The sequence below is a fragment of the Citrobacter sp. Cs237 genome (assembly GCF_030332325.1).
Taxonomy (GTDB): Bacteria; Pseudomonadota; Gammaproteobacteria; order Enterobacterales; family Enterobacteriaceae; genus Citrobacter_A; species Citrobacter_A sedlakii.
This window is the reverse complement of record NZ_JAOWIB010000103.1, coordinates 1-17,916: the sequence shown is the minus strand read 5'-3', so window position 1 is coordinate 17,916 and position 17,916 is coordinate 1. Positions and strand designations below refer to the sequence as shown.

Below are 17,916 nucleotides of genomic sequence, written 5' to 3'. Positions count from 1 at the left end.
GTTGAGATGCTTACGTGGCGGGTGGCACCTGGCTAACCCGCCCTACGGGTTTGTAGGCCCGGTAAGCGTAGCACCACCGGGCGTTTTTCAAAACGTTATGCGCTGCGGCGCAGCATTCCCTGTTTTTTCAGCCATACCAACAGGATGGAGATCGCCGCCGGCGTCACGCCAGAAATGCGCGAAGCCTGACCGATAGAGACCGGTTTGTGATCGTTAAGCTTGGCGATCACTTCGTTCGACAGCCCGGAGACCTGACGGTAATCCAGGGCCGCAGGCAGCAGCGTGTTCTCGTTGCGCAGTTGTTTTTCGATCTCATCCTGCTGACGGGCGATATACCCTTCATATTTCACCTGAATTTCAACCTGCTCAGCGGCCTGAACATCGTCAAGCGCAGGCGCAAACGGCGTCAGCGCGGTAAGCTGTTGGTAGGTCATTTCCGGGCGGCGCAGCAGGTCTTCACCACTGGCTTCACGGGAGAGCGGCGCGGTCAGGTGAGCGTTGACTTCGTCCGCGGTTTCCGCTGTCGGCGTTACCCAGGTGGATTTCAGCCGCTGGCGTTCACGCTCAATGTTTTCCAGCTTCTCGTTAAAACGCGCCCAGCGTTCATCATCCACCAGCCCCAGCTCACGGCCCATTTCGGTCAGGCGCAGGTCGGCGTTGTCTTCACGCAGCATCAGGCGGTATTCCGCACGAGAAGTAAACATGCGGTACGGCTCTTTGGTACCCAGCGTACACAGATCGTCCACCAGCACGCCGAGGTAGGCCTGTGAACGCGCAGGCGCCCAGCCCTCTTTGTCAGCAGACAGACGAGCCGCGTTAAGACCGGCAAGCAAACCTTGCGCAGCTGCTTCTTCGTAGCCGGTGGTACCGTTGATTTGGCCTGCAAAAAACAGCCCCTGGATGAATTTACTTTCCAGCGTCGGCTTCAGGTCACGCGGATCGAAGAAGTCATATTCAATGGCGTAACCCGGACGGACGATTTTGGCATTTTCCATGCCCTGCATTGAGCGAACAATTTGCATCTGCACATCAAACGGCAGGCTGGTGGAGATGCCGTTCGGGTAAATCTCGTTGGAGGTCAGTCCTTCAGGTTCGAGGAAGATCTGATGCTGGTTACGATCGGCGAAGCGCATAACCTTGTCTTCGATCGACGGGCAGTAACGCGGGCCGATCCCTTCGATCACGCCAGCGTACATTGGGCTACGATCGAGGTTATTACGGATCACATCATGGGTTTTCTCGTTGGTGTGGGTGATGTAGCACGGCACCTGCTGCGGATGTTGCGCCGCATTGCCCATAAACGAGAAGACTGGCATCGGGTTGTCGCCATGTTGCTGCGCCAGCACGCTGAAATCAATAGTGCGCGCATCAATACGTGGCGGTGTGCCGGTTTTGAGACGGCTCACGCGCAGCGGCAGTTCCCGCAGGCGGCGGGAAAGGGGGATAGACGGCGGATCGCCCGCACGGCCACCGCTGTAGTTATCCAGACCAATATGTATTTTGCCGTCAAGGAACGTTCCGACGGTGAGAACGACCGCTTTCGCACGGAATTTAAGCCCCATTTGGGTTACTGCGCCAACCACACGATCGTTTTCGACAATCAGATCTTCAACCGCTTGCTGGAAGATCATCAGGTTCGGTTGGTTCTCCAGCGCCGTTCGCACCGCCTGGCGATACAGAACGCGATCCGCCTGGGCGCGCGTGGCGCGAACCGCGGGCCCTTTGCTGGCGTTTAGTATCCTAAACTGAATACCTGCCTGGTCGATCGCTTTTGCCATCAACCCCCCGAGCGCATCCACTTCTTTTACCAGGTGTCCCTTTCCAATACCGCCAATCGCCGGGTTGCAGCTCATCTGCCCCAGCGTGTCGATATTGTGTGTCAAAAGCAGGGTTTGTTGACCCATACGCGCTGCGGCCATCGCGGCCTCAGTGCCTGCATGACCCCCGCCAATGATAATGACGTCAAAAGGATCCGGATAAAACATGGTAATTGCCTCGCATAACGCGGTATGAAAATGGATTGAAGCCCGGGCGGTGGATTCTACTCAACTTTAGCCGATGGAGAAAGACCCGGGATCCTGGGTATTAAAAAGAAGATCTTTTTATTTAGAGATCTGTTCTATTGTGATCTCTTATTAGGATCGCGCCAGGCTGTGGATAAGCCGGATCCCGCCAGTAAGATCAATGACCTGGTAAGGATCATTAGCTGTGAATGATCGGTGATCCTGGTCCGTATAAGCTGGGATCAGAATGAAGGGTTATGCACAACTCAAAAACTGAACAACGGTTATTCTTTGGATAACTACCGGTTGATCCAAGCTTCCTGACAGAGTTATCCACACTCGATCGCACGATCTTTACACTTATTTGAGTAAATTAATCCACGATCCCAGCCAGGCTTCCGCTGGATCTTCCGGTATGTCGTGATCGAGAATGTTGATCTTCAGCGTTTCGCCAAGCTGTTTTGCTCCTGCGCCCTTCATTTCTGTTTCTATCTTTTCGATTGCGCCACAGAAAGTGTCATATTCGCGGCTACCGATGCCCACTGCGCCAAAACGAACCTGTGAGAGATCGGGGGTCTGCGCCTGAAGATCGTCATAGAAAGGCACCAGGTTGTCCGGAATGTCCCCTGCGCCATGTGTGGAACTGATTATCAGCCAGATCCCGGAGAGCGAGAGATCCTCTAACAGCGGACCGTGCAGGGTTTCGGTTGAAAAACCGGCGTCTTCCAGCTTTTCTGCCAGGTGTTCCGCTACGTATTCCGCACCGCCAAGGGTGCTGCCGCTGATAAGGGTAATATCTGCCATGGATCGCTCGCTCATCTAAAGAGGCGGGTATTGTACGCTGTGAGCGAGCTGGGATCTACCTGTGGAAAAATGTGGGATTAAAAAAGCCATTCATGGCTTGATGGTGCGCATAATCGGGTTCTGCAAGACGATCAGCGTTTCGGTGGACTGAATTTCATCAATTGTTTGGATCTTGTTGATAAGTACATGCTGGAGCGCGTCGATCGATTTGCACATGACCTTTATAAAGATGCTGTAGTGCCCGGTGGTGTAATACGCTTCAGTGACCTCATCAAGACTTTCCAGCCTGGCCAGCGCAGAGGGATAGTCTTTCGCGCTTTTAAGGATAATGCCGATGAAGCAGCCAACGTCATAACCCAACTGCTTAGGACTGACATCGATGCGTGCGCCGGTGATGATCCCTGCCTGCTTCATCTTTTCTACACGTACGTGAATGGTCCCGGGACTTACGCCAAACTGTTTTGCCAGTTCGGCGTAGGCGGTGCGGGCATTTTCCATTAAAGCGTCGAGGATGCCGCGGTCCAGATTGTCGATCTGATAATTTTCCATAGGTTTTTCTTATGTTGATTAATGATTCACTCTATTTTAGACCCGATTTTTATCGAATTAAAATCGACAACGGCTTTTTGTTTGTGGATTATTGAATAATGACCGCATTCTGTTGCTTAATCAGAGGCAACAGGACGCAGGAGTAAATACAATGAAAACCGCTTATATCGCCAAACAACGTCAAATTAGCTTCGTGAAATCGCACTTCTCTCGCCAGTTGGAAGAGCGTCTGGGTCTGATTGAAGTCCAGGCGCCGATTCTCAGCCGGGTTGGTGATGGCACGCAGGATAACTTGTCAGGCTGTGAAAAAGCGGTACAGGTTAAAGTGAAGGCGTTGCCTGAAGCCCAGTTTGAAGTGGTGCATTCACTGGCCAAGTGGAAACGTCAGACACTGGGACAACACGACTTCAGCGCGGGCGAAGGGCTGTACACGCACATGAAAGCGCTGCGCCCGGATGAAGACCGACTTTCCCCGCTTCACTCGGTCTATGTCGATCAGTGGGACTGGGAGCGCGTCATGGGTGACGGCGAGCGTCAATTCTCCACCCTGAAAAGCACGGTAGAGGCGATCTGGGCAGGGATTAAGACGACCGAAGCCGCCGTAAGCAAAGAGTTTGGTCTGGCGCCGTTCCTGCCGGATCAGATCCAGTTCGTTCACAGCCAGGAATTGCTGGCGCGTTACCCGGATCTCGATGCCAAAGGCCGCGAGCGGGCGATCGCCAAAGAACTGGGCGCAGTATTTCTGGTCGGCATTGGCGGGAAACTGAGCGACGGTCATCGTCACGACGTTCGCGCCCCGGATTACGACGACTGGAGTTCCGATTCCGATCTGGGCTATGCCGGTCTGAACGGCGATATTCTGGTGTGGAACCCGGTTCTTGAAGACGCTTTTGAGCTGTCTTCAATGGGGATCCGCGTTGATGCCGACGCGCTGAAACGCCAGCTTAAACTGACCGGCGATGAAGATCGTCTGAGCCTGGAGTGGCACCAGGCGCTGTTGCGCGGTGAAATGCCGCAAACTATCGGCGGTGGTATCGGCCAGTCCCGTCTGACCATGTTGTTACTGCAACTGCCGCACATTGGTCAGGTTCAGTGCGGCGTGTGGCCAGCGCAGGTGCGTGAAAGCGTCTCGTCTCTGCTGTAATTCTCTAGCGCCGCCAGCGTCTCAGCAGGCGGCTTCGCATCCCGGTGTCAAAGCGCCAGATATGATCGAAAATACGCATGATGCCGGGTTTGCCATGCGCGGACATCGCTACCGCATGAAACCGATGTTGATGAACGCGCTGGAGTTCCCCTACCTGACTTATCACGTCATCCGGCAGGCGCTGGGCAATAAAGTCCGAAATCACCACCGCGTCGGCATCAGACCACTCCCGTCCATCCATCCGTTCAATGATGGCGCGAAAACAGCTGGCGATATCCGTACCGCCGCGAAAGCGCTGGCTTAAAAAGCGAATCGCCTGTTCGATACCTTCCGGCCCGGAAAGCTCATAACGCACCACTTCAGTGGAAAACAACATAATAACGCAGCGACGGTTATCGGCGAGGGCGATGCGCATCAACGCCAGGCAAAACGCCTTTGCGCACTGTTCGTTGAAGCCGCCCATGGAACCAGACGTGTCCACACAGACGATAAACGGTCCGCGCGGCTGCTCGTCGACAGCCTGGTGAACCACCGGCCGCTCGGTGACTTTTTCGCGCCAGGCCTCGCCCTGCAGACGGTAAGTGAGCAGTTGCTTTTCCAGGAGCCGCCGATAAAACTCATATTCCAGCTCTGTAATGCCGAGCGTCGCCAGTTCCGGTGGCAGCAGACGCAGAATGTCATCACTCTGTTGAATGCCATCAACCTGCTCAGGCACCGTCGCGGGTTCGCGCACCAGCGTGCGGAAAGTCTCCATTGGCGCGTCCTTACGCGGGACGGATTTCGCCTCTCTGGAGCGCCCTAACTGTTCCGCCAGCCGCTGAAGCTCAGGCTGATCGGCCAGGAAGTCGCCGTATTTGACGATCAATTGATAATCGCCGCGCCTGAGCTGTCCGGCGCTCATGTCCCACAGGCGACCTGCCGCGGTATCGTTTTCCGCCAGCACAGGATCCAACTGGCCGCTGAGGGTCATTCTTTCCTGAACCTCACTGAGTAACTGCTCGCGTTCTTCTTCCAGCAACTGCTGGTTTAACGTGGTGGCTTGCACGACCAGGCTTAAGCGCCAGCGCTGGAGAAAAAGCGTATGCAGGGCAGGGGTAAACACCGCATTGTTGTCCACCAACTGCTGAGCCTGCGCGGCCCAGGGAGAATGTAATCGGTGCAGCAGCGCGAGAATGCGCGGAAGCTGCACGACGAACTGAGCGCTGGAGAGAAGCTGGCTCTGCTGGTAGCACATCACCTCCTCCGTGAGCGCCGGCGGCACCCTCGTATCTTTTAGCCGACTACGTAACGCTTCACGCCAGCGCGGGAGATCGTTCGTTATCGCTGTTTTCAGGCGAGGAAATTTTTCAAAGAACATAGCCAACTGCGGCGAGGCCAGTAGCGCGAGGATCATCTCTTCGATCATCCCCTCTTCGCTGACGGCTAACATCACATTCAGCGTATCCAGCGTCAGCATTGTTGCGCCTGACGGATCTGCTCACCAACGTCCTGCAGGCTGGCTTCAATGCGCCCCAGCCAGTCGCTATGAATGAACAGGCATTTTTGCTGCTCGCTAAAGCGGGTATGTTGCAGATGCCAGTCGTTAGCCAGTTCTTCCAGCTGTTGTTTGATTTCGCCGGGCATGGCTTCTTCAGAGGAGCCGGGGAGCGCCAGACGTGTGCCCTGTAAGCTGACATCGCGCACAACCAGATGCTGAGCGCTATCCACCTCCATGTTCAGCGTCTGGGCAAATCCAATCCCGTTGAGTTTACCGCGGATCTCTCCACCTTTCGCCAGCCACTGCTCCAGCGCGCTACGTTCAAAAGCGATGTGGATCACTTCCATATCGTGCAGCTTCAGCGGCTGTTGTAGCAGCAGCGTCAGGGATGAGGCGGTGATGTCAGGCGGCAAGTCGTAATGTGGACGGCGGCTGAACATGCCGCCCTGGCGAATGACGGTAAAAGCGGTTTTATCGCTTTGTTGCTGTTGAAGCTGAATGCGCCGCTGGACGATACCGGCAAGGCGTGTCAGCATTGCCTGCTGCTGCCAGGCGTGCCCGGTCATCAATATTTCGAGCTGTTGTTGCATCAAATTCAGGCTCTGGGCGTCGTACCACAGACAATCTTTCAGCAGAATAAGATCGATTGGCGCCACCGCGTCGCGTCCGCTGAAGAAGGCGCTGGCCTGCAACAGGCGTATGGCTTTCTTCCAGCGTCGGTCAGAAACATAGGGCGCGTTGGGGACATTTTCCAGCTGCTGGCGCAGGGTAAAAACCAGCTCAAATACATGATCGGGCAGCAAAACCGCGCCAATCTCCTTTTGCCACTGATGATACTCATCATCGCTAATCTGGAGCGACGCGGCGACGGGGTTTTCATTTTCGTCCTGCTGGCTGGTCAGCATGGCGCGGAAGTTGGTTTTGTCCTGGACTTTATCCAGCCACAGGCGGATCAGCATACGGTCATACAGTGCTTCCAGACTGCTGTCCGCCTCCGGCAGTTCGTTGGACGCCGCCACCAGCAGGCGCATTGGAATTTTTTCTTCATGCGCGCCGTTACGAAAATGGCGTTCATTGATGGCGGTTAACAGCGTGTTCAGAATGGCCGGACCCGCTTTCCAGATCTCATCAAGAAAAACGATTTCCGCTTCGGGTAGATACCCGGCGGTTAAGCGTTCGTAGCGGCCTTCATCTTTTAGCGCCTGAATGGAAAGAGGTCCAAAAACCTCTTCCGGCGTGGAAAAACGGGTCATCAGATATTCGAACGCGCGCGCATTCTGGAACGCGAATTTCAGCCGGCGCGCGATCAGGCTTTTAGCTATTCCTGGCGGGCCAAGCAGGAAAACGCTCTCGCCGCTCAGGGCCGCCAGCAGACAAAGTCGAATGGCGTGGCTGCGCTCAAACAATCCTTTTTCCAGCGCACTGCTCAGACGTGAAATTCTTTCTGCTAAGAGATGTGGGTGAGCCATAATAGAGTGGCGTCCTTCTGTAAAAAGTACTGCGTTAACAGCGAGTATAGACGTTTCGCTCCGTGGGCTGAACGGGTCCGGGAGGTGGATTTATTTTTTTTGAGCCAGGTTAATCTGGACTCATTTAGGGGTACGATTTTGCGATTAATCGTGCATACTGTGCGCTTTTTTGTGGGCCAAGGGACCAGGTACACATTTCTTTTATAACGAAAGACTAGTCTATGAGCACTGATAAAAAGCAATCATTGTCTGCGATTACGCTCGCGGCCATTGGGGTTGTCTACGGTGATATTGGTACCAGCCCACTTTATACACTTCGTGAATGTTTGTCCGGTCAGTTTGGTTTTGGCGTTGAACGCGATGCCGTGTTTGGCTTCCTGTCGCTAATTTTCTGGCTGCTGATCTTTGTTGTTTCCATTAAGTATCTGACCTTCGTCATGCGCGCGGATAACGCCGGTGAAGGGGGGATCCTGACGCTGATGTCGCTCGCCGGGCGGAATACCTCTGCGCGAACGACCTCCCTGTTGGTGATCATGGGGCTGATCGGCGGCAGCTTTTTCTATGGCGAGGTCGTGATCACTCCAGCCATCTCGGTGATGTCGGCCATTGAAGGTCTGGAAATTGTCGCGCCGCAGTTAGATACCTGGATTGTACCGCTGTCGATTGTCGTCCTGACGCTGCTGTTTATGATTCAGAAGCACGGTACCGGGATGGTAGGCAAATTGTTCGCGCCGATTATGCTGACCTGGTTCCTGGTTCTGGCGGTGCTGGGCGTGCGCAGTATTATCGGTAATCCGGAAGTCCTGCACGCATTAAACCCGATGTGGGCGGTACATTTCTTCCTTGAATATAAAACCGTCTCCTTTATTGCGTTGGGCGCGGTAGTGCTGTCGATCACCGGTGTGGAAGCGCTGTATGCCGATATGGGGCACTTTGGTAAGTTTCCGATTCGCCTGGCGTGGTTTTCGGTGGTGCTGCCTTCGCTGGTACTGAACTACTTTGGTCAGGGGGCGTTGTTGTTGAAGCAACCGGAAGCGATCAAAAACCCGTTCTTCCTGCTGGCGCCTGACTGGGCGCTGATCCCGCTGCTGATCCTTGCCGCGCTGGCGACCGTTATCGCCTCGCAGGCGGTCATTTCCGGCGTTTTCTCGCTCACTCGCCAGGCGGTTCGTCTGGGATATCTGTCACCGATGCGCATTATTCACACATCCGAAATGGAGTCCGGGCAGATCTACATTCCGTTTGTGAACTGGATGCTCTATATCGCGGTGGTGATCGTTATTGTCAGCTTCGAGCATTCCAGCAACCTGGCGGCGGCATACGGTATTGCCGTTACCGGTACGATGGTACTGACATCTATTCTGTCCACCACCGTGGCGCGTAAAAACTGGCACTGGAATAAGTACTTTGTGGCGCTGATTCTGGTGGCGTTCCTGTGCATCGATATTCCGTTGTTTTCCGCCAACCTCGATAAACTTCTGTCCGGCGGCTGGCTGCCGCTATCTCTGGGGCTGGTGATGTTCACTATCATGACCACCTGGAAAAGCGAACGCTTCCGTCTGCTGCGCCGTATGCATGAGCACGGAAACTCGCTGGAAGCGATGATCGCTTCGCTGGAAAAATCACCGCCGGTGCGTGTGCCGGGGACGGCGGTGTATATGTCCCGTGCGCTGAATGTGATCCCCTTCGCGTTAATGCATAACCTGAAGCATAACAAGGTGCTGCACGAACGGGTGATCCTGCTGACGTTGCGAACCGAAGATGCACCGTATGTGCATAACGTCCGCCGCGTACAGATTGAGCAGCTGTCGCCGACCTTCTGGCGCGTGGTGGCCAGCTACGGCTGGCGCGAAACGCCAAATGTAGAGGAAGTGTTCCACCGTTGCGGTCTGGAAGGGCTGAGCTGCCGGATGATGGAGACGTCGTTCTTTATGTCGCACGAGTCGTTAATTATCGGCAAGCGCCCCTGGTACTTACGCCTGCGGGGCAAACTGTATCTTATTTTGCAACGTAACGCCCTGCGTGCGCCTGACCAGTTTGAGATCCCGCCTAACCGCGTCATTGAGTTAGGCACCCAGGTCGAGATTTAAGTTTGCTTGAAATGCCGGGTGGCGCTTCGCTTACCCGGCATACTCCCCGCTTTATCTTCCCGCCCATATGACGCTCTGTTTCACGTAGCGAAACGTTTCGACGCCGATCACAAATCTGTTACGTCATGATGGTTTTCTGAACACCGTTAAGATAAAACTGATGTCAGCGAAACGTTTCGCTAGTGGAGCAAGAAAAATGAAGAAAGGCGCAGTACTTAACTCTGAGATTTCATCGGTGATTTCCCGTCTGGGACATACCGATACGCTGGTAGTGTGTGACGCAGGTTTACCCATCCCAAACAGTACAACGCGTATCGATATGGCATTAACCCAGGGCGTACCTTCGTTCATGCAGGTACTGGAGGTTGTCACCCGTGAGATGCAGGTTGAGTCGGCCATTCTCGCGACGGAAATAAAACAACATAATCCGCAACTCCACGAAGCGTTGCTCAATTCTCTTGAGCAACTGCAGCAACACCAGGGAAACACCATTGAAATTCGTTACACCACGCATGAACACTTTAAACAACAAACCGCAGACAGTCAGGCGGTAATTCGCAGCGGGGAGTGTTCCCCGTATGCGAATATCATTCTCTGTGCCGGCGTCACTTTCTGAGGCCACCATGGACGCATTACTGCAACTCAAAGGGATCGATAAGTCGTTCCCGGGCGTGAAGGCGCTTTCCGGCGCCGCACTCAACGTCTACCCGGGCCGCGTGATGGCGCTGGTGGGCGAGAACGGTGCGGGCAAATCCACCATGATGAAAGTGCTGACCGGTATCTATACCCGCGATGCAGGGTCATTGGTATGGCTGGGGAAAGAGACCACTTTTAACGGACCGAAATCTTCGCAAGAAGCCGGGATCGGCATCATCCACCAGGAACTGAACCTGATCCCGCAGCTCACCATTGCGGAGAACATCTTTCTTGGTCGCGAATTTGTTAACCGTTTTGGCAAAATCGACTGGAAAAAAATGTACGCCGAAGCGGATCAACTGTTAGCGAAGCTCAACCTGCGCTTTAAGAGCGATCGGCTGGTAGGGGAGCTGTCGATTGGCGATCAGCAGATGGTCGAGATCGCCAAAGTGCTGAGCTTTGAGTCCAGAGTCATCATCATGGATGAACCGACCGACGCTTTGACCGATACCGAAACCGAATCTCTTTTCCGCGTTATCCGCGAGCTGAAATCGCAGGGGCGCGGCATTGTCTATATCTCCCACCGCATGAAAGAGATTTTCGAGATCTGCGACGACGTCACCGTTTTCCGTGACGGGCAGTTTATTGCCGAACGGGAAGTGGCCTCGCTGACCGAAGATTCACTGATCGAAATGATGGTGGGGCGCAAGCTGGAAGATCAGTATCCGCGGCTGGATAAAGCGCCGGGCGACGTGCGTCTGAAAGTCGACAGCCTGTGCGGCCCCGGCGTGAACAATGTCTCGTTTACCTTACGCAAAGGGGAGATCCTCGGCGTGTCCGGATTGATGGGGGCAGGCCGTACCGAGCTGATGAAAGTGCTGTACGGGGCACTGCCGCGCACCAGCGGTAACGTGACGCTCGACGGGCACGAGGTGATCACCCGCGCGCCACAAGACGGACTGGCGAATGGCATTGTCTATATCTCCGAAGACCGCAAACGCGACGGCTTAGTGTTGGGGATGTCAGTGAAAGAGAACATGTCACTGACCGCGCTGCGTTATTTCAGCCGTGCCGGCGGCAGCCTGAAGCATAAAGATGAGCAACAGGCGGTGAGCGATTTTATCCGTCTCTTTAACGTCAAAACCCCGTCGATGGAGCAGGCGATTGGCCTGTTGTCCGGCGGGAATCAGCAGAAAGTGGCGATTGCCCGCGGGCTGATGACCCGCCCTAAAGTGTTGATTCTTGATGAGCCTACCCGCGGCGTCGACGTGGGCGCCAAAAAAGAAATTTATCAGCTGATCAACCAGTTTAAGGCCGATGGCCTGAGCATCATTCTGGTCTCCTCTGAGATGCCAGAAGTATTAGGCATGAGCGATCGCATTATCGTCATGCATGAAGGGCATCTCGGCGGTGAATTCACTCGCGAGCAGGCCACCCAGGAAGTTCTGATGGCTGCCGCTGTGGGCAAGCTTAATCGCGTGAATCAGGAGTAAAAAAAATGACTACCCAGGCTGTTTCTGGTCGCCGTTATTTCACCAAAGCGTGGTTGATGGAGCAGAAGTCGCTCATTGCGCTGTTGGTGCTGATCGCGATTGTATCGACCTTAAGCCCTAACTTTTTTACCGTTAATAACCTGTTCAACATTCTTCAGCAGACCTCCGTAAACGCCATTATGGCGGTCGGGATGACGCTGGTGATTTTGACGTCGGGTATCGATCTGTCCGTCGGTTCCCTGCTGGCACTCACCGGCGCCGTTGCCGCTTCCATTGTTGGGCTGGAGGTGAACGCGCTGGTGGCCGTTGCCGCCGCGCTGGCATTAGGTGCCGCCGTGGGCGCGGTGACTGGCGTTATCGTGGCGAAAGGGCGAGTACAGGCGTTTATCGCCACGCTGGTAATGATGCTGCTGTTACGTGGCGTGACGATGGTTTACACCAACGGAAGCCCGGTGAATACCGGCTTTACCGAAAACGCCGATCTGTTTGGCTGGTTCGGTATTGGCCGTCCGCTGGGTGTTCCGACGCCGGTGTGGATCATGGGGATTGTCTTCCTGGCGGCGTGGTACATGCTGCACCATACCCGGCTGGGCCGCTATATTTACGCGCTGGGCGGTAACGAAGCGGCAACCCGCTTGTCCGGTATCAGCGTCAGTAAAATCAAAATTATCGTTTATTCGCTCTGCGGCCTGCTGGCGTCGCTGGCGGGCATCATTGAAGTGGCGCGTCTTTCCTCCGCGCAGCCTACAGCCGGGACGGGCTATGAACTCGACGCCATTGCGGCTGTTGTGCTTGGCGGGACCAGTCTGGCGGGAGGTAAAGGGCGCATTGTTGGGACCTTGATCGGCGCATTGATTCTTGGTTTCCTGAATAATGGTTTGAATTTGTTAGGTGTTTCCTCCTATTACCAGATGATCGTCAAAGCGGTGGTGATATTGCTGGCGGTACTGGTAGACAACAAAAAGCAGTAACAACGACTACAGGACATCTTAAATATGAACATGAAAAAACTGGCTACCCTGGTTTCAGCTGTTGCGCTAAGCGCCACCGTAAGCGCGAATGCGATGGCGAAAGATACCATTGCGCTGGTGGTCTCCACGCTGAACAACCCGTTCTTTGTTTCCCTGAAAGATGGGGCGCAGAAAGAAGCCGATAAGTTGGGCTACAACCTGGTGGTGCTGGATTCTCAGAACAACCCGGCGAAAGAGCTGGCGAACGTTCAGGACTTAACCGTTCGTGGCACTAAAATCCTGCTGATCAACCCAACTGATTCCGACGCGGTAGGTAATGCCGTGAAGATGGCAAACCAGGCGAAGATCCCGGTCATCACCCTTGACCGCCAGGCGACGAAAGGCGATGTTGTCAGCCACATCGCGTCTGACAACGTGTTGGGCGGCAAAATCGCGGGCGACTACATTGCGAAGAAAGCTGGCGAAGGCGCGAAAGTCATTGAATTGCAGGGCATAGCCGGTACATCTGCGGCGCGTGAACGTGGCGAAGGTTTCCAGCAGGCGGTCGCCGCACACAAATTTAATGTACTGGCCAGCCAGCCAGCTGACTTCGACCGCACTAAAGGTCTGAACGTGATGCAGAACCTGCTGACCGCGCATCCGGACGTGCAGGCGGTATTCGCTCAGAATGACGAGATGGCGCTGGGCGCACTGCGTGCGCTGCAAACCGCCGGTAAATCTGATGTGATGGTCGTCGGATTTGACGGCACGCCAGATGGCGAGAAAGCGGTAAATGATGGCAAACTGGCTGCGACTATCGCTCAGTTACCTGACCAGATCGGCGCGAAAGGCGTAGAAACGGCAGACAAAGTACTGAAAGGCGAGAAAGTGCAGGCCAAATACCCGGTTGACCTGAAGCTGGTCATTAAGCAGTAGTAGGCGATTCAGACGACCTCGCGTCGTCTGAGGGACATCAAATAAAGAAAAGTAAAATGTGGCATACGCCACCGGGTCACACCGGTGGCGCTCTCTGATGGACACCCCGAACATGAAAACCGCAGGCAAACTTGTCGTTCTCGGCAGCATTAATGCCGACCATATTCTTAATCTTGAGACATTTCCTGCACCTGGTGAGACGGTCACCGGAAATCACTATCAGGTCGCTTTTGGTGGTAAAGGCGCGAATCAGGCAGTGGCTGCGGGACGCAGCGGGGCAAACATTGCGTTTATTGCCTGTACCGGTGATGACGATATCGGAAGTAGCATTCGTCAGCAGCTGGCGAGCGACAATATCAACGTCGACCCTGTCAGCGTAATTGACGGCGAACCCACAGGCGTAGCGCTGATTTTCGTCAACGGCGAAGGTGAAAACGTGATCGGTATTCATGCCGGGGCTAACGCGGCGCTGTCGCCTGCGCGGGTTGAGGCGCAGCGTGAGCGCATCGCTGAGGCTTCCGCATTGCTGATGCAACTGGAATCGCCGATCGACAGTGTACTGGCAGCCGCCAACATCGCGCATGAAAATCATACCACTGTCGTACTGAATCCTGCGCCAGCCCGCGTATTATCAGACGAGCTGCTGGCGCTGGTGGATATCATCACTCCGAACGAAACTGAAGCGGAAAAGCTAACCGGTATCCGTGTCGAAAATGATGAAGATGCGGCAAAAGCCGCGCGGGTTCTGCATAAAAAAGGTATCGATACGGTGCTCATTACATTAGGCAGCCGCGGTGTCTGGGCCAGCGTGAAAGGTGAAGGTCAGCGCGTGCCGGGCTTTAAGGTAGAGGCTGTCGACACCATTGCCGCGGGCGATACCTTTAACGGCGCGCTAATTGCGGCGTTACTGGAAGACAAGGCGCTGTCTGATGCGATTCGTTTCGCGCACGCCGCCGCAGCGATTGCCGTTACCCGTAAAGGCGCTCAGCCTTCCGTACCGTGGCGTGAAGAAATTGAGGCGTTTTTAGGTCAGCAGAGGTAACGCTTGGCTACAATGAAGGATGTTGCCCGCCTGGCGGGCGTTTCCACTTCTACCGTTTCGCACGTCATTAATAAGGATCGCTTTGTCAGTGAAGCGATTACTGACAAAGTCGAAGCGGCGATCAAAACGTTGAATTACGCCCCTTCAGCCCTGGCGCGTAGCCTGAAGCTGAATCAAACGCGCACCATCGGTATGCTTATCACCGCGAGTACCAATCCCTTTTACTCTGAACTGGTGCGCGGCGTAGAACGCAGTTGCTTCGAGCGCGGCTACAGTCTGGTATTATGCAATACCGAAGGCGATGAGCAACGTATGAACCGCAATCTGGAAACGCTGATGCAAAAACGGGTAGATGGTTTACTGCTGCTTTGTACCGAAACGCACCAGCCGTCGCGCGAAATCATGCAGCGTTACCCGTCGATCCCCACCGTAATGATGGACTGGTCGCCCTTTGACGGCGAGGGCGACAGCGATCTCATTCAGGATAACTCATTGCTCGGCGGCGACTTAGCCACGCAGCATCTTATTGCTAAAGGCTTTACCCGTATCGCCTGTATCACCGGGCCTTTGGATAAAACGCCGGCCCGGCTGCGTGTTGAGGGGTATCGCGCCGCGATGCAGCGCGCGGGGCTTACCGTTCCTGTGGGCTATGAAATCATGGGCAATTTTGAGTTTGGCGGCGGGTTTGCGGCTATGCAGGAACTGCTCGCGCATCCGCAGCGACCCCAGGCCGTGTTTGCCGGGAATGATGCGATGGCTGTCGGCGCGTATCAGGCGTTGTATCAGGCTGGATTGCGGATCCCGCAGGATATGGCGGTGATTGGCTATGACGATATCGAACTGGCGCGCTACATGACGCCGCCGCTGACTACCATTCATCAGCCCAAAGATGAACTGGGTGAGCTGGCCATCGATGTGCTAATACATCGCATGGCGCAGCCCGATTTGCAGCAACAGCGTTTGCAGCTCACTCCTGTTCTGATGGAGCGGGGGTCGGTTTAGGCGCGTGACGGTCTTTGATCAGGTTGCGACCATCTTTCGCTTTCAGCAGCATGAACATCAGCGCAGACACGATCGTGATCGCGCCCATCGTAATAAAGGTGTAGTGGAACTGTTCAACCGTACTGGTTCCCTCTACGCCTTCATAAATGCGCAGCACGGCGGCGCTTATCGCCACACCTAAGCTAATCGAAAGTTGCTGCGTTACGGCCAGCACGCTGTTGCCGCTGCTGGCATTGTCATCGGTCAGGTCGGCAAGTGTGATGGTATTCATCGCTGTGAACTGCGTCGACATCGCCATGCCGAGCACAAACAGCGGCAGGATCAGCATCCAGACTGGCATTGCGGGCGATTGCAACGAGAATTGCGCAATCATCAGGCCGATAAATACGGTTATCCCCACCAGCGTGGTGCGATAACCCAGACGGCGCAGCACCTGGGTCACCATTGATTTAGCCAGTATTGAGCCCAGCGCGGTGGGGGCCATCATGCAACCCGCGATTAACGCCGGAAAACCAAATCCCACCTGGAGCATCAGCGGCATCAAAAAAGGCACGCACCCGGTCCCCAGCCGTGTCGCAAGGTTGCCGGTAATTCCGACGGAAAAGGTTCGTGTCTTAAATAACGACAAAGAAATGAGCGGCGTAGGATGGTGGCGAGCGTGGCGTACATAAGCCAGCAACAGCACAATGCTGAGCAGGATAATGCTCAGCGCAATCCAGGTGGCCACTATCTTTTCACCGAACAGCTCCATTCCGCTGGAAAAGAGCACCAGGCTGAGGCCAAACAGAAAGAAGCCAGTCATATCAAATTTGCGGCGCGGTGTGGTGAAATTCGGCATATATTTGCGCGCGTAAAGAATACCGGCGACGCCAATCGGAATGTTTATCAGGAAGATCCAATGCCAGCTGGCCCAGGTGACCAGTACGCCGCCCAGCACCGGACCCAGAATTGGTCCTACCAGCCCCGGCATGGTGACGAAGTTCAGAACGGGCAGCAGCTCGCTACGTGGATAGGCGCGCAACAGCGCCAGACGAGCAACCGGCATCATCATCGCCCCGCCAATGCCCTGAACAACGCGAAAGATAACCAGTTCCGGAAGCGAGCTGGAAAGCGCGCAGGCAAGTGAACCGAGCGTAAACAGGCTCACCGCCAGCATAAACACACGACGGGTGCCGAAGCGGTCGGCCAGCCATCCGCTTACCGGTATCAGCATCGCCACCGTCAGGGTATAACTGATAATGGCGGACTGCATGGCCAGCGGTGAACGGTTGAGACTCTGCGCAATGGCAGGTAAAGCGGTGTTCAGAATGGTGGCGTCCAGCGCCTGCATAAAAAAGGCCATTGCCGCTATCCACGGCAATCCAGCCATACTGCGCGCTTTTTTTCTGATCATTCTGTATCCCGTTAGTTTCCCGGACGCTCGTTAGGCGCCATCAGTAAAGCCTGGCAGGCTTTAAACGCGCCGTCAGCGTCGCTTTGCGCAATGGCATCTACTATCGCCTGGTGCAAATCCAGTTTCACAACGGTGTTATAGGTAATGGCATTGAAGTAGGTGTGATAGACAGAGTGGAACAGTGAGGCAAAAGAGGTGAGGAACGGGTTCGCGCTCATCTCATAAATATGCTCATGCCAGGCCATATCCACTTCAATCCAGCGCTCACGTTTAAAGTTCTTTTTTAGCGCGACCATTTCTTCCATTAAGGTATTCAGATGCGCTTTTTGTTCTGCCGTACCCACCGTTGCCGCCAACGCGCAAGCCTGTGGCTCAAGGCTTATCCGCATCACCAGAAAATGATCGATCACCTGCTGGAAGTTTTCCTCTGTCATCCACCAGTTCAGTAACTCCTGGTCGAGAAAATTCCAGTTAGCCTGTGGCATGACCCGTGTTCCGATACGTGGGCGCGGTAATACCATACCTTTGGCGGTTAACGTTTTGACGGCTTCTCTTACTGCGGTGCGGCTAACACCAAACTGATCGCCCAGTTCAATTTCACCGGGAAGAATGTCGCCGGGTGCGTAATCCCCTTTTAAGATCCGCTGCGCCAGCTTTTCAGCCAGTACCCAGGAAATGTTTTTCTGTGCAGCCAATTGTTGTGCGCTTAAAGGCATGACTGATTGTCCTTTCTCTTTTTCTTATTCATTAGTATGCCATCAGGAAGTGTGATTGCGGCTGCAAAAACAGCAAAACGCTTATTTTATGGCACGTTAACGCCTGTTTTGGTGAAAAAAGGAACAGTTGCGAAATTATTTTAAATTTCCTCTTGTCAGCCCGAAATAACTCCCTATAATGCGCCACCACTGACACGGAACAACGGCACGCA

At 54.6% G+C, this 17,916-nt stretch carries 15 protein-coding genes; 8 read left to right on the top strand and 7 right to left on the bottom strand.

Annotated features, from left to right (window positions below; genetic code table 11):
* Positions 1-95: 95 nt before the first annotated feature.
* The 3 genes from mnmG to asnC all read right to left on the bottom strand — a co-directional run bounded on the left by mnmG (position 96) and on the right by asnC (position 3,356).
* On the bottom strand, positions 96-1,985 hold the full coding sequence (gene mnmG / locus OGY07_RS10595) for a tRNA uridine-5-carboxymethylaminomethyl(34) synthesis enzyme MnmG (protein ID WP_286600435.1): 1,890 nt from the start codon (positions 1,983-1,985) through the stop codon (positions 96-98).
* A gap of 378 nt (positions 1,986-2,363) precedes the next feature.
* The gene (gene mioC / locus OGY07_RS10590) at positions 2,364-2,807 is read right to left on the bottom strand and encodes an FMN-binding protein MioC (RefSeq protein WP_042287345.1); all 444 of its coding nucleotides are present in this window, start codon (positions 2,805-2,807) and stop codon (positions 2,364-2,366) included.
* 90 nt (positions 2,808-2,897) lie between these two features.
* The gene (gene asnC, locus OGY07_RS10585; protein ID WP_000433016.1) at positions 2,898-3,356 is read right to left on the bottom strand and encodes a transcriptional regulator AsnC; all 459 of its coding nucleotides are present in this window, start codon (positions 3,354-3,356) and stop codon (positions 2,898-2,900) included.
* 151 nt (positions 3,357-3,507) lie between these two features.
* On the opposite strand from asnC, the gene asnA reads away from it, so the two are divergent.
* A complete protein-coding gene (gene asnA / locus OGY07_RS10580) occupies positions 3,508-4,500 on the top strand; it encodes an aspartate--ammonia ligase (protein WP_042287349.1) in 993 nt (330 codons plus the stop codon).
* Positions 4,501-4,504: 4 nt separating this feature from the next.
* On the opposite strand, the gene viaA is transcribed toward asnA, so the two are convergent.
* A complete protein-coding gene (gene viaA / locus OGY07_RS10575; RefSeq protein ID WP_286600431.1) occupies positions 4,505-5,956 on the bottom strand; it encodes an ATPase RavA stimulator ViaA in 1,452 nt (483 codons plus the stop codon).
* Positions 5,950-7,446, bottom strand: coding sequence for an ATPase RavA (gene ravA, locus OGY07_RS10570; protein ID WP_060569950.1), 1,497 nt, complete (start codon positions 7,444-7,446; stop codon positions 5,950-5,952). Before ravA ends, viaA begins: the two co-directional genes overlap by 7 nt.
* 221 nt (positions 7,447-7,667) lie before the next feature.
* Between ravA and kup the strand changes: the two genes are divergently transcribed.
* The 7 genes from kup (at position 7,668) to rbsR (ending at position 15,595) form a co-directional block, all read left to right on the top strand.
* Positions 7,668-9,536, top strand: a complete 1,869-nt coding sequence (kup, locus tag OGY07_RS10565) for a low affinity potassium transporter Kup (RefSeq protein ID WP_042287358.1) — start codon at positions 7,668-7,670, stop codon at positions 9,534-9,536.
* A gap of 196 nt (positions 9,537-9,732) precedes the next feature.
* Complete coding sequence (rbsD, locus tag OGY07_RS10560) at positions 9,733-10,152, top strand: D-ribose pyranase (RefSeq protein WP_042287361.1); 420 nt, start codon at positions 9,733-9,735, stop codon at positions 10,150-10,152.
* A 7-nt stretch (positions 10,153-10,159) separates the two neighbouring features.
* A complete protein-coding gene (rbsA, locus tag OGY07_RS10555; protein ID WP_042287363.1) occupies positions 10,160-11,665 on the top strand; it encodes a ribose ABC transporter ATP-binding protein RbsA in 1,506 nt (501 codons plus the stop codon).
* A 5-nt stretch (positions 11,666-11,670) separates the two neighbouring features.
* Positions 11,671-12,636, top strand: coding sequence for a ribose ABC transporter permease (gene rbsC, locus OGY07_RS10550; protein WP_042287366.1), 966 nt, complete (start codon positions 11,671-11,673; stop codon positions 12,634-12,636).
* A 24-nt stretch (positions 12,637-12,660) separates the two neighbouring features.
* Positions 12,661-13,551, top strand: coding sequence for a ribose ABC transporter substrate-binding protein RbsB (rbsB, locus tag OGY07_RS10545; RefSeq protein ID WP_042287369.1), 891 nt, complete (start codon positions 12,661-12,663; stop codon positions 13,549-13,551).
* A gap of 112 nt (positions 13,552-13,663) precedes the next feature.
* Positions 13,664-14,593: a ribokinase gene (rbsK, locus tag OGY07_RS10540; RefSeq protein ID WP_060570011.1), complete on the top strand. Its 930-nt coding sequence runs from the start codon at positions 13,664-13,666 to the stop codon at positions 14,591-14,593.
* Positions 14,594-14,596: 3 nt separating this feature from the next.
* Positions 14,597-15,595: a ribose operon transcriptional repressor RbsR gene (rbsR, locus tag OGY07_RS10535; protein ID WP_286600404.1), complete on the top strand. Its 999-nt coding sequence runs from the start codon at positions 14,597-14,599 to the stop codon at positions 15,593-15,595.
* On the opposite strand, the gene mdtD is transcribed toward rbsR, so the two are convergent.
* Together mdtD and OGY07_RS10525 are read right to left on the bottom strand one after the other, a co-directional pair.
* Entirely contained in the window at positions 15,561-16,988 is a 1,428-nt protein-coding gene (gene mdtD / locus OGY07_RS10530; protein WP_286600402.1) for a multidrug transporter subunit MdtD, read from the bottom strand. The two genes, rbsR and mdtD, sit on opposite strands and share 35 nt — an antisense overlap.
* Before the next feature lie 11 nt (positions 16,989-16,999).
* Positions 17,000-17,704: a FadR/GntR family transcriptional regulator gene (locus tag OGY07_RS10525; protein ID WP_199957844.1), complete on the bottom strand. Its 705-nt coding sequence runs from the start codon at positions 17,702-17,704 to the stop codon at positions 17,000-17,002.
* Positions 17,705-17,916 lie beyond the last annotated feature (212 nt).

Bases quoted from the DNA above. Each gene is read 5' to 3' on its own strand.
- mnmG (WP_286600435.1), bottom strand. From the start codon at position 1,985: ATGTTTTATCCGGATCCTTTTGACGTCATTATCATTGGCGGGGGTCAT.
- mioC (WP_042287345.1), bottom strand. From the start codon at position 2,807: ATGGCAGATATTACCCTTATCAGCGGCAGCACCCTTGGCGGTGCGGAA.
- asnC (WP_000433016.1), bottom strand. From the start codon at position 3,356: ATGGAAAATTATCAGATCGACAATCTGGACCGCGGCATCCTCGACGCT.
- asnA (WP_042287349.1), top strand. From the start codon at position 3,508: ATGAAAACCGCTTATATCGCCAAACAACGTCAAATTAGCTTCGTGAAA.
- viaA (WP_286600431.1), bottom strand. From the start codon at position 5,956: ATGCTGACGCTGGATACGCTGAATGTGATGTTAGCCGTCAGCGAAGAG.
- ravA (WP_060569950.1), bottom strand. From the start codon at position 7,446: ATGGCTCACCCACATCTCTTAGCAGAAAGAATTTCACGTCTGAGCAGT.
- kup (WP_042287358.1), top strand. From the start codon at position 7,668: ATGAGCACTGATAAAAAGCAATCATTGTCTGCGATTACGCTCGCGGCC.
- rbsD (WP_042287361.1), top strand. From the start codon at position 9,733: ATGAAGAAAGGCGCAGTACTTAACTCTGAGATTTCATCGGTGATTTCC.
- rbsA (WP_042287363.1), top strand. From the start codon at position 10,160: ATGGACGCATTACTGCAACTCAAAGGGATCGATAAGTCGTTCCCGGGC.
- rbsC (WP_042287366.1), top strand. From the start codon at position 11,671: ATGACTACCCAGGCTGTTTCTGGTCGCCGTTATTTCACCAAAGCGTGG.
- rbsB (WP_042287369.1), top strand. From the start codon at position 12,661: ATGAACATGAAAAAACTGGCTACCCTGGTTTCAGCTGTTGCGCTAAGC.
- rbsK (WP_060570011.1), top strand. From the start codon at position 13,664: ATGAAAACCGCAGGCAAACTTGTCGTTCTCGGCAGCATTAATGCCGAC.
- mdtD (WP_286600402.1), bottom strand. From the start codon at position 16,988: ATGATCAGAAAAAAAGCGCGCAGTATGGCTGGATTGCCGTGGATAGCG.
- OGY07_RS10525 (WP_199957844.1), bottom strand. From the start codon at position 17,704: ATGCCTTTAAGCGCACAACAATTGGCTGCACAGAAAAACATTTCCTGG.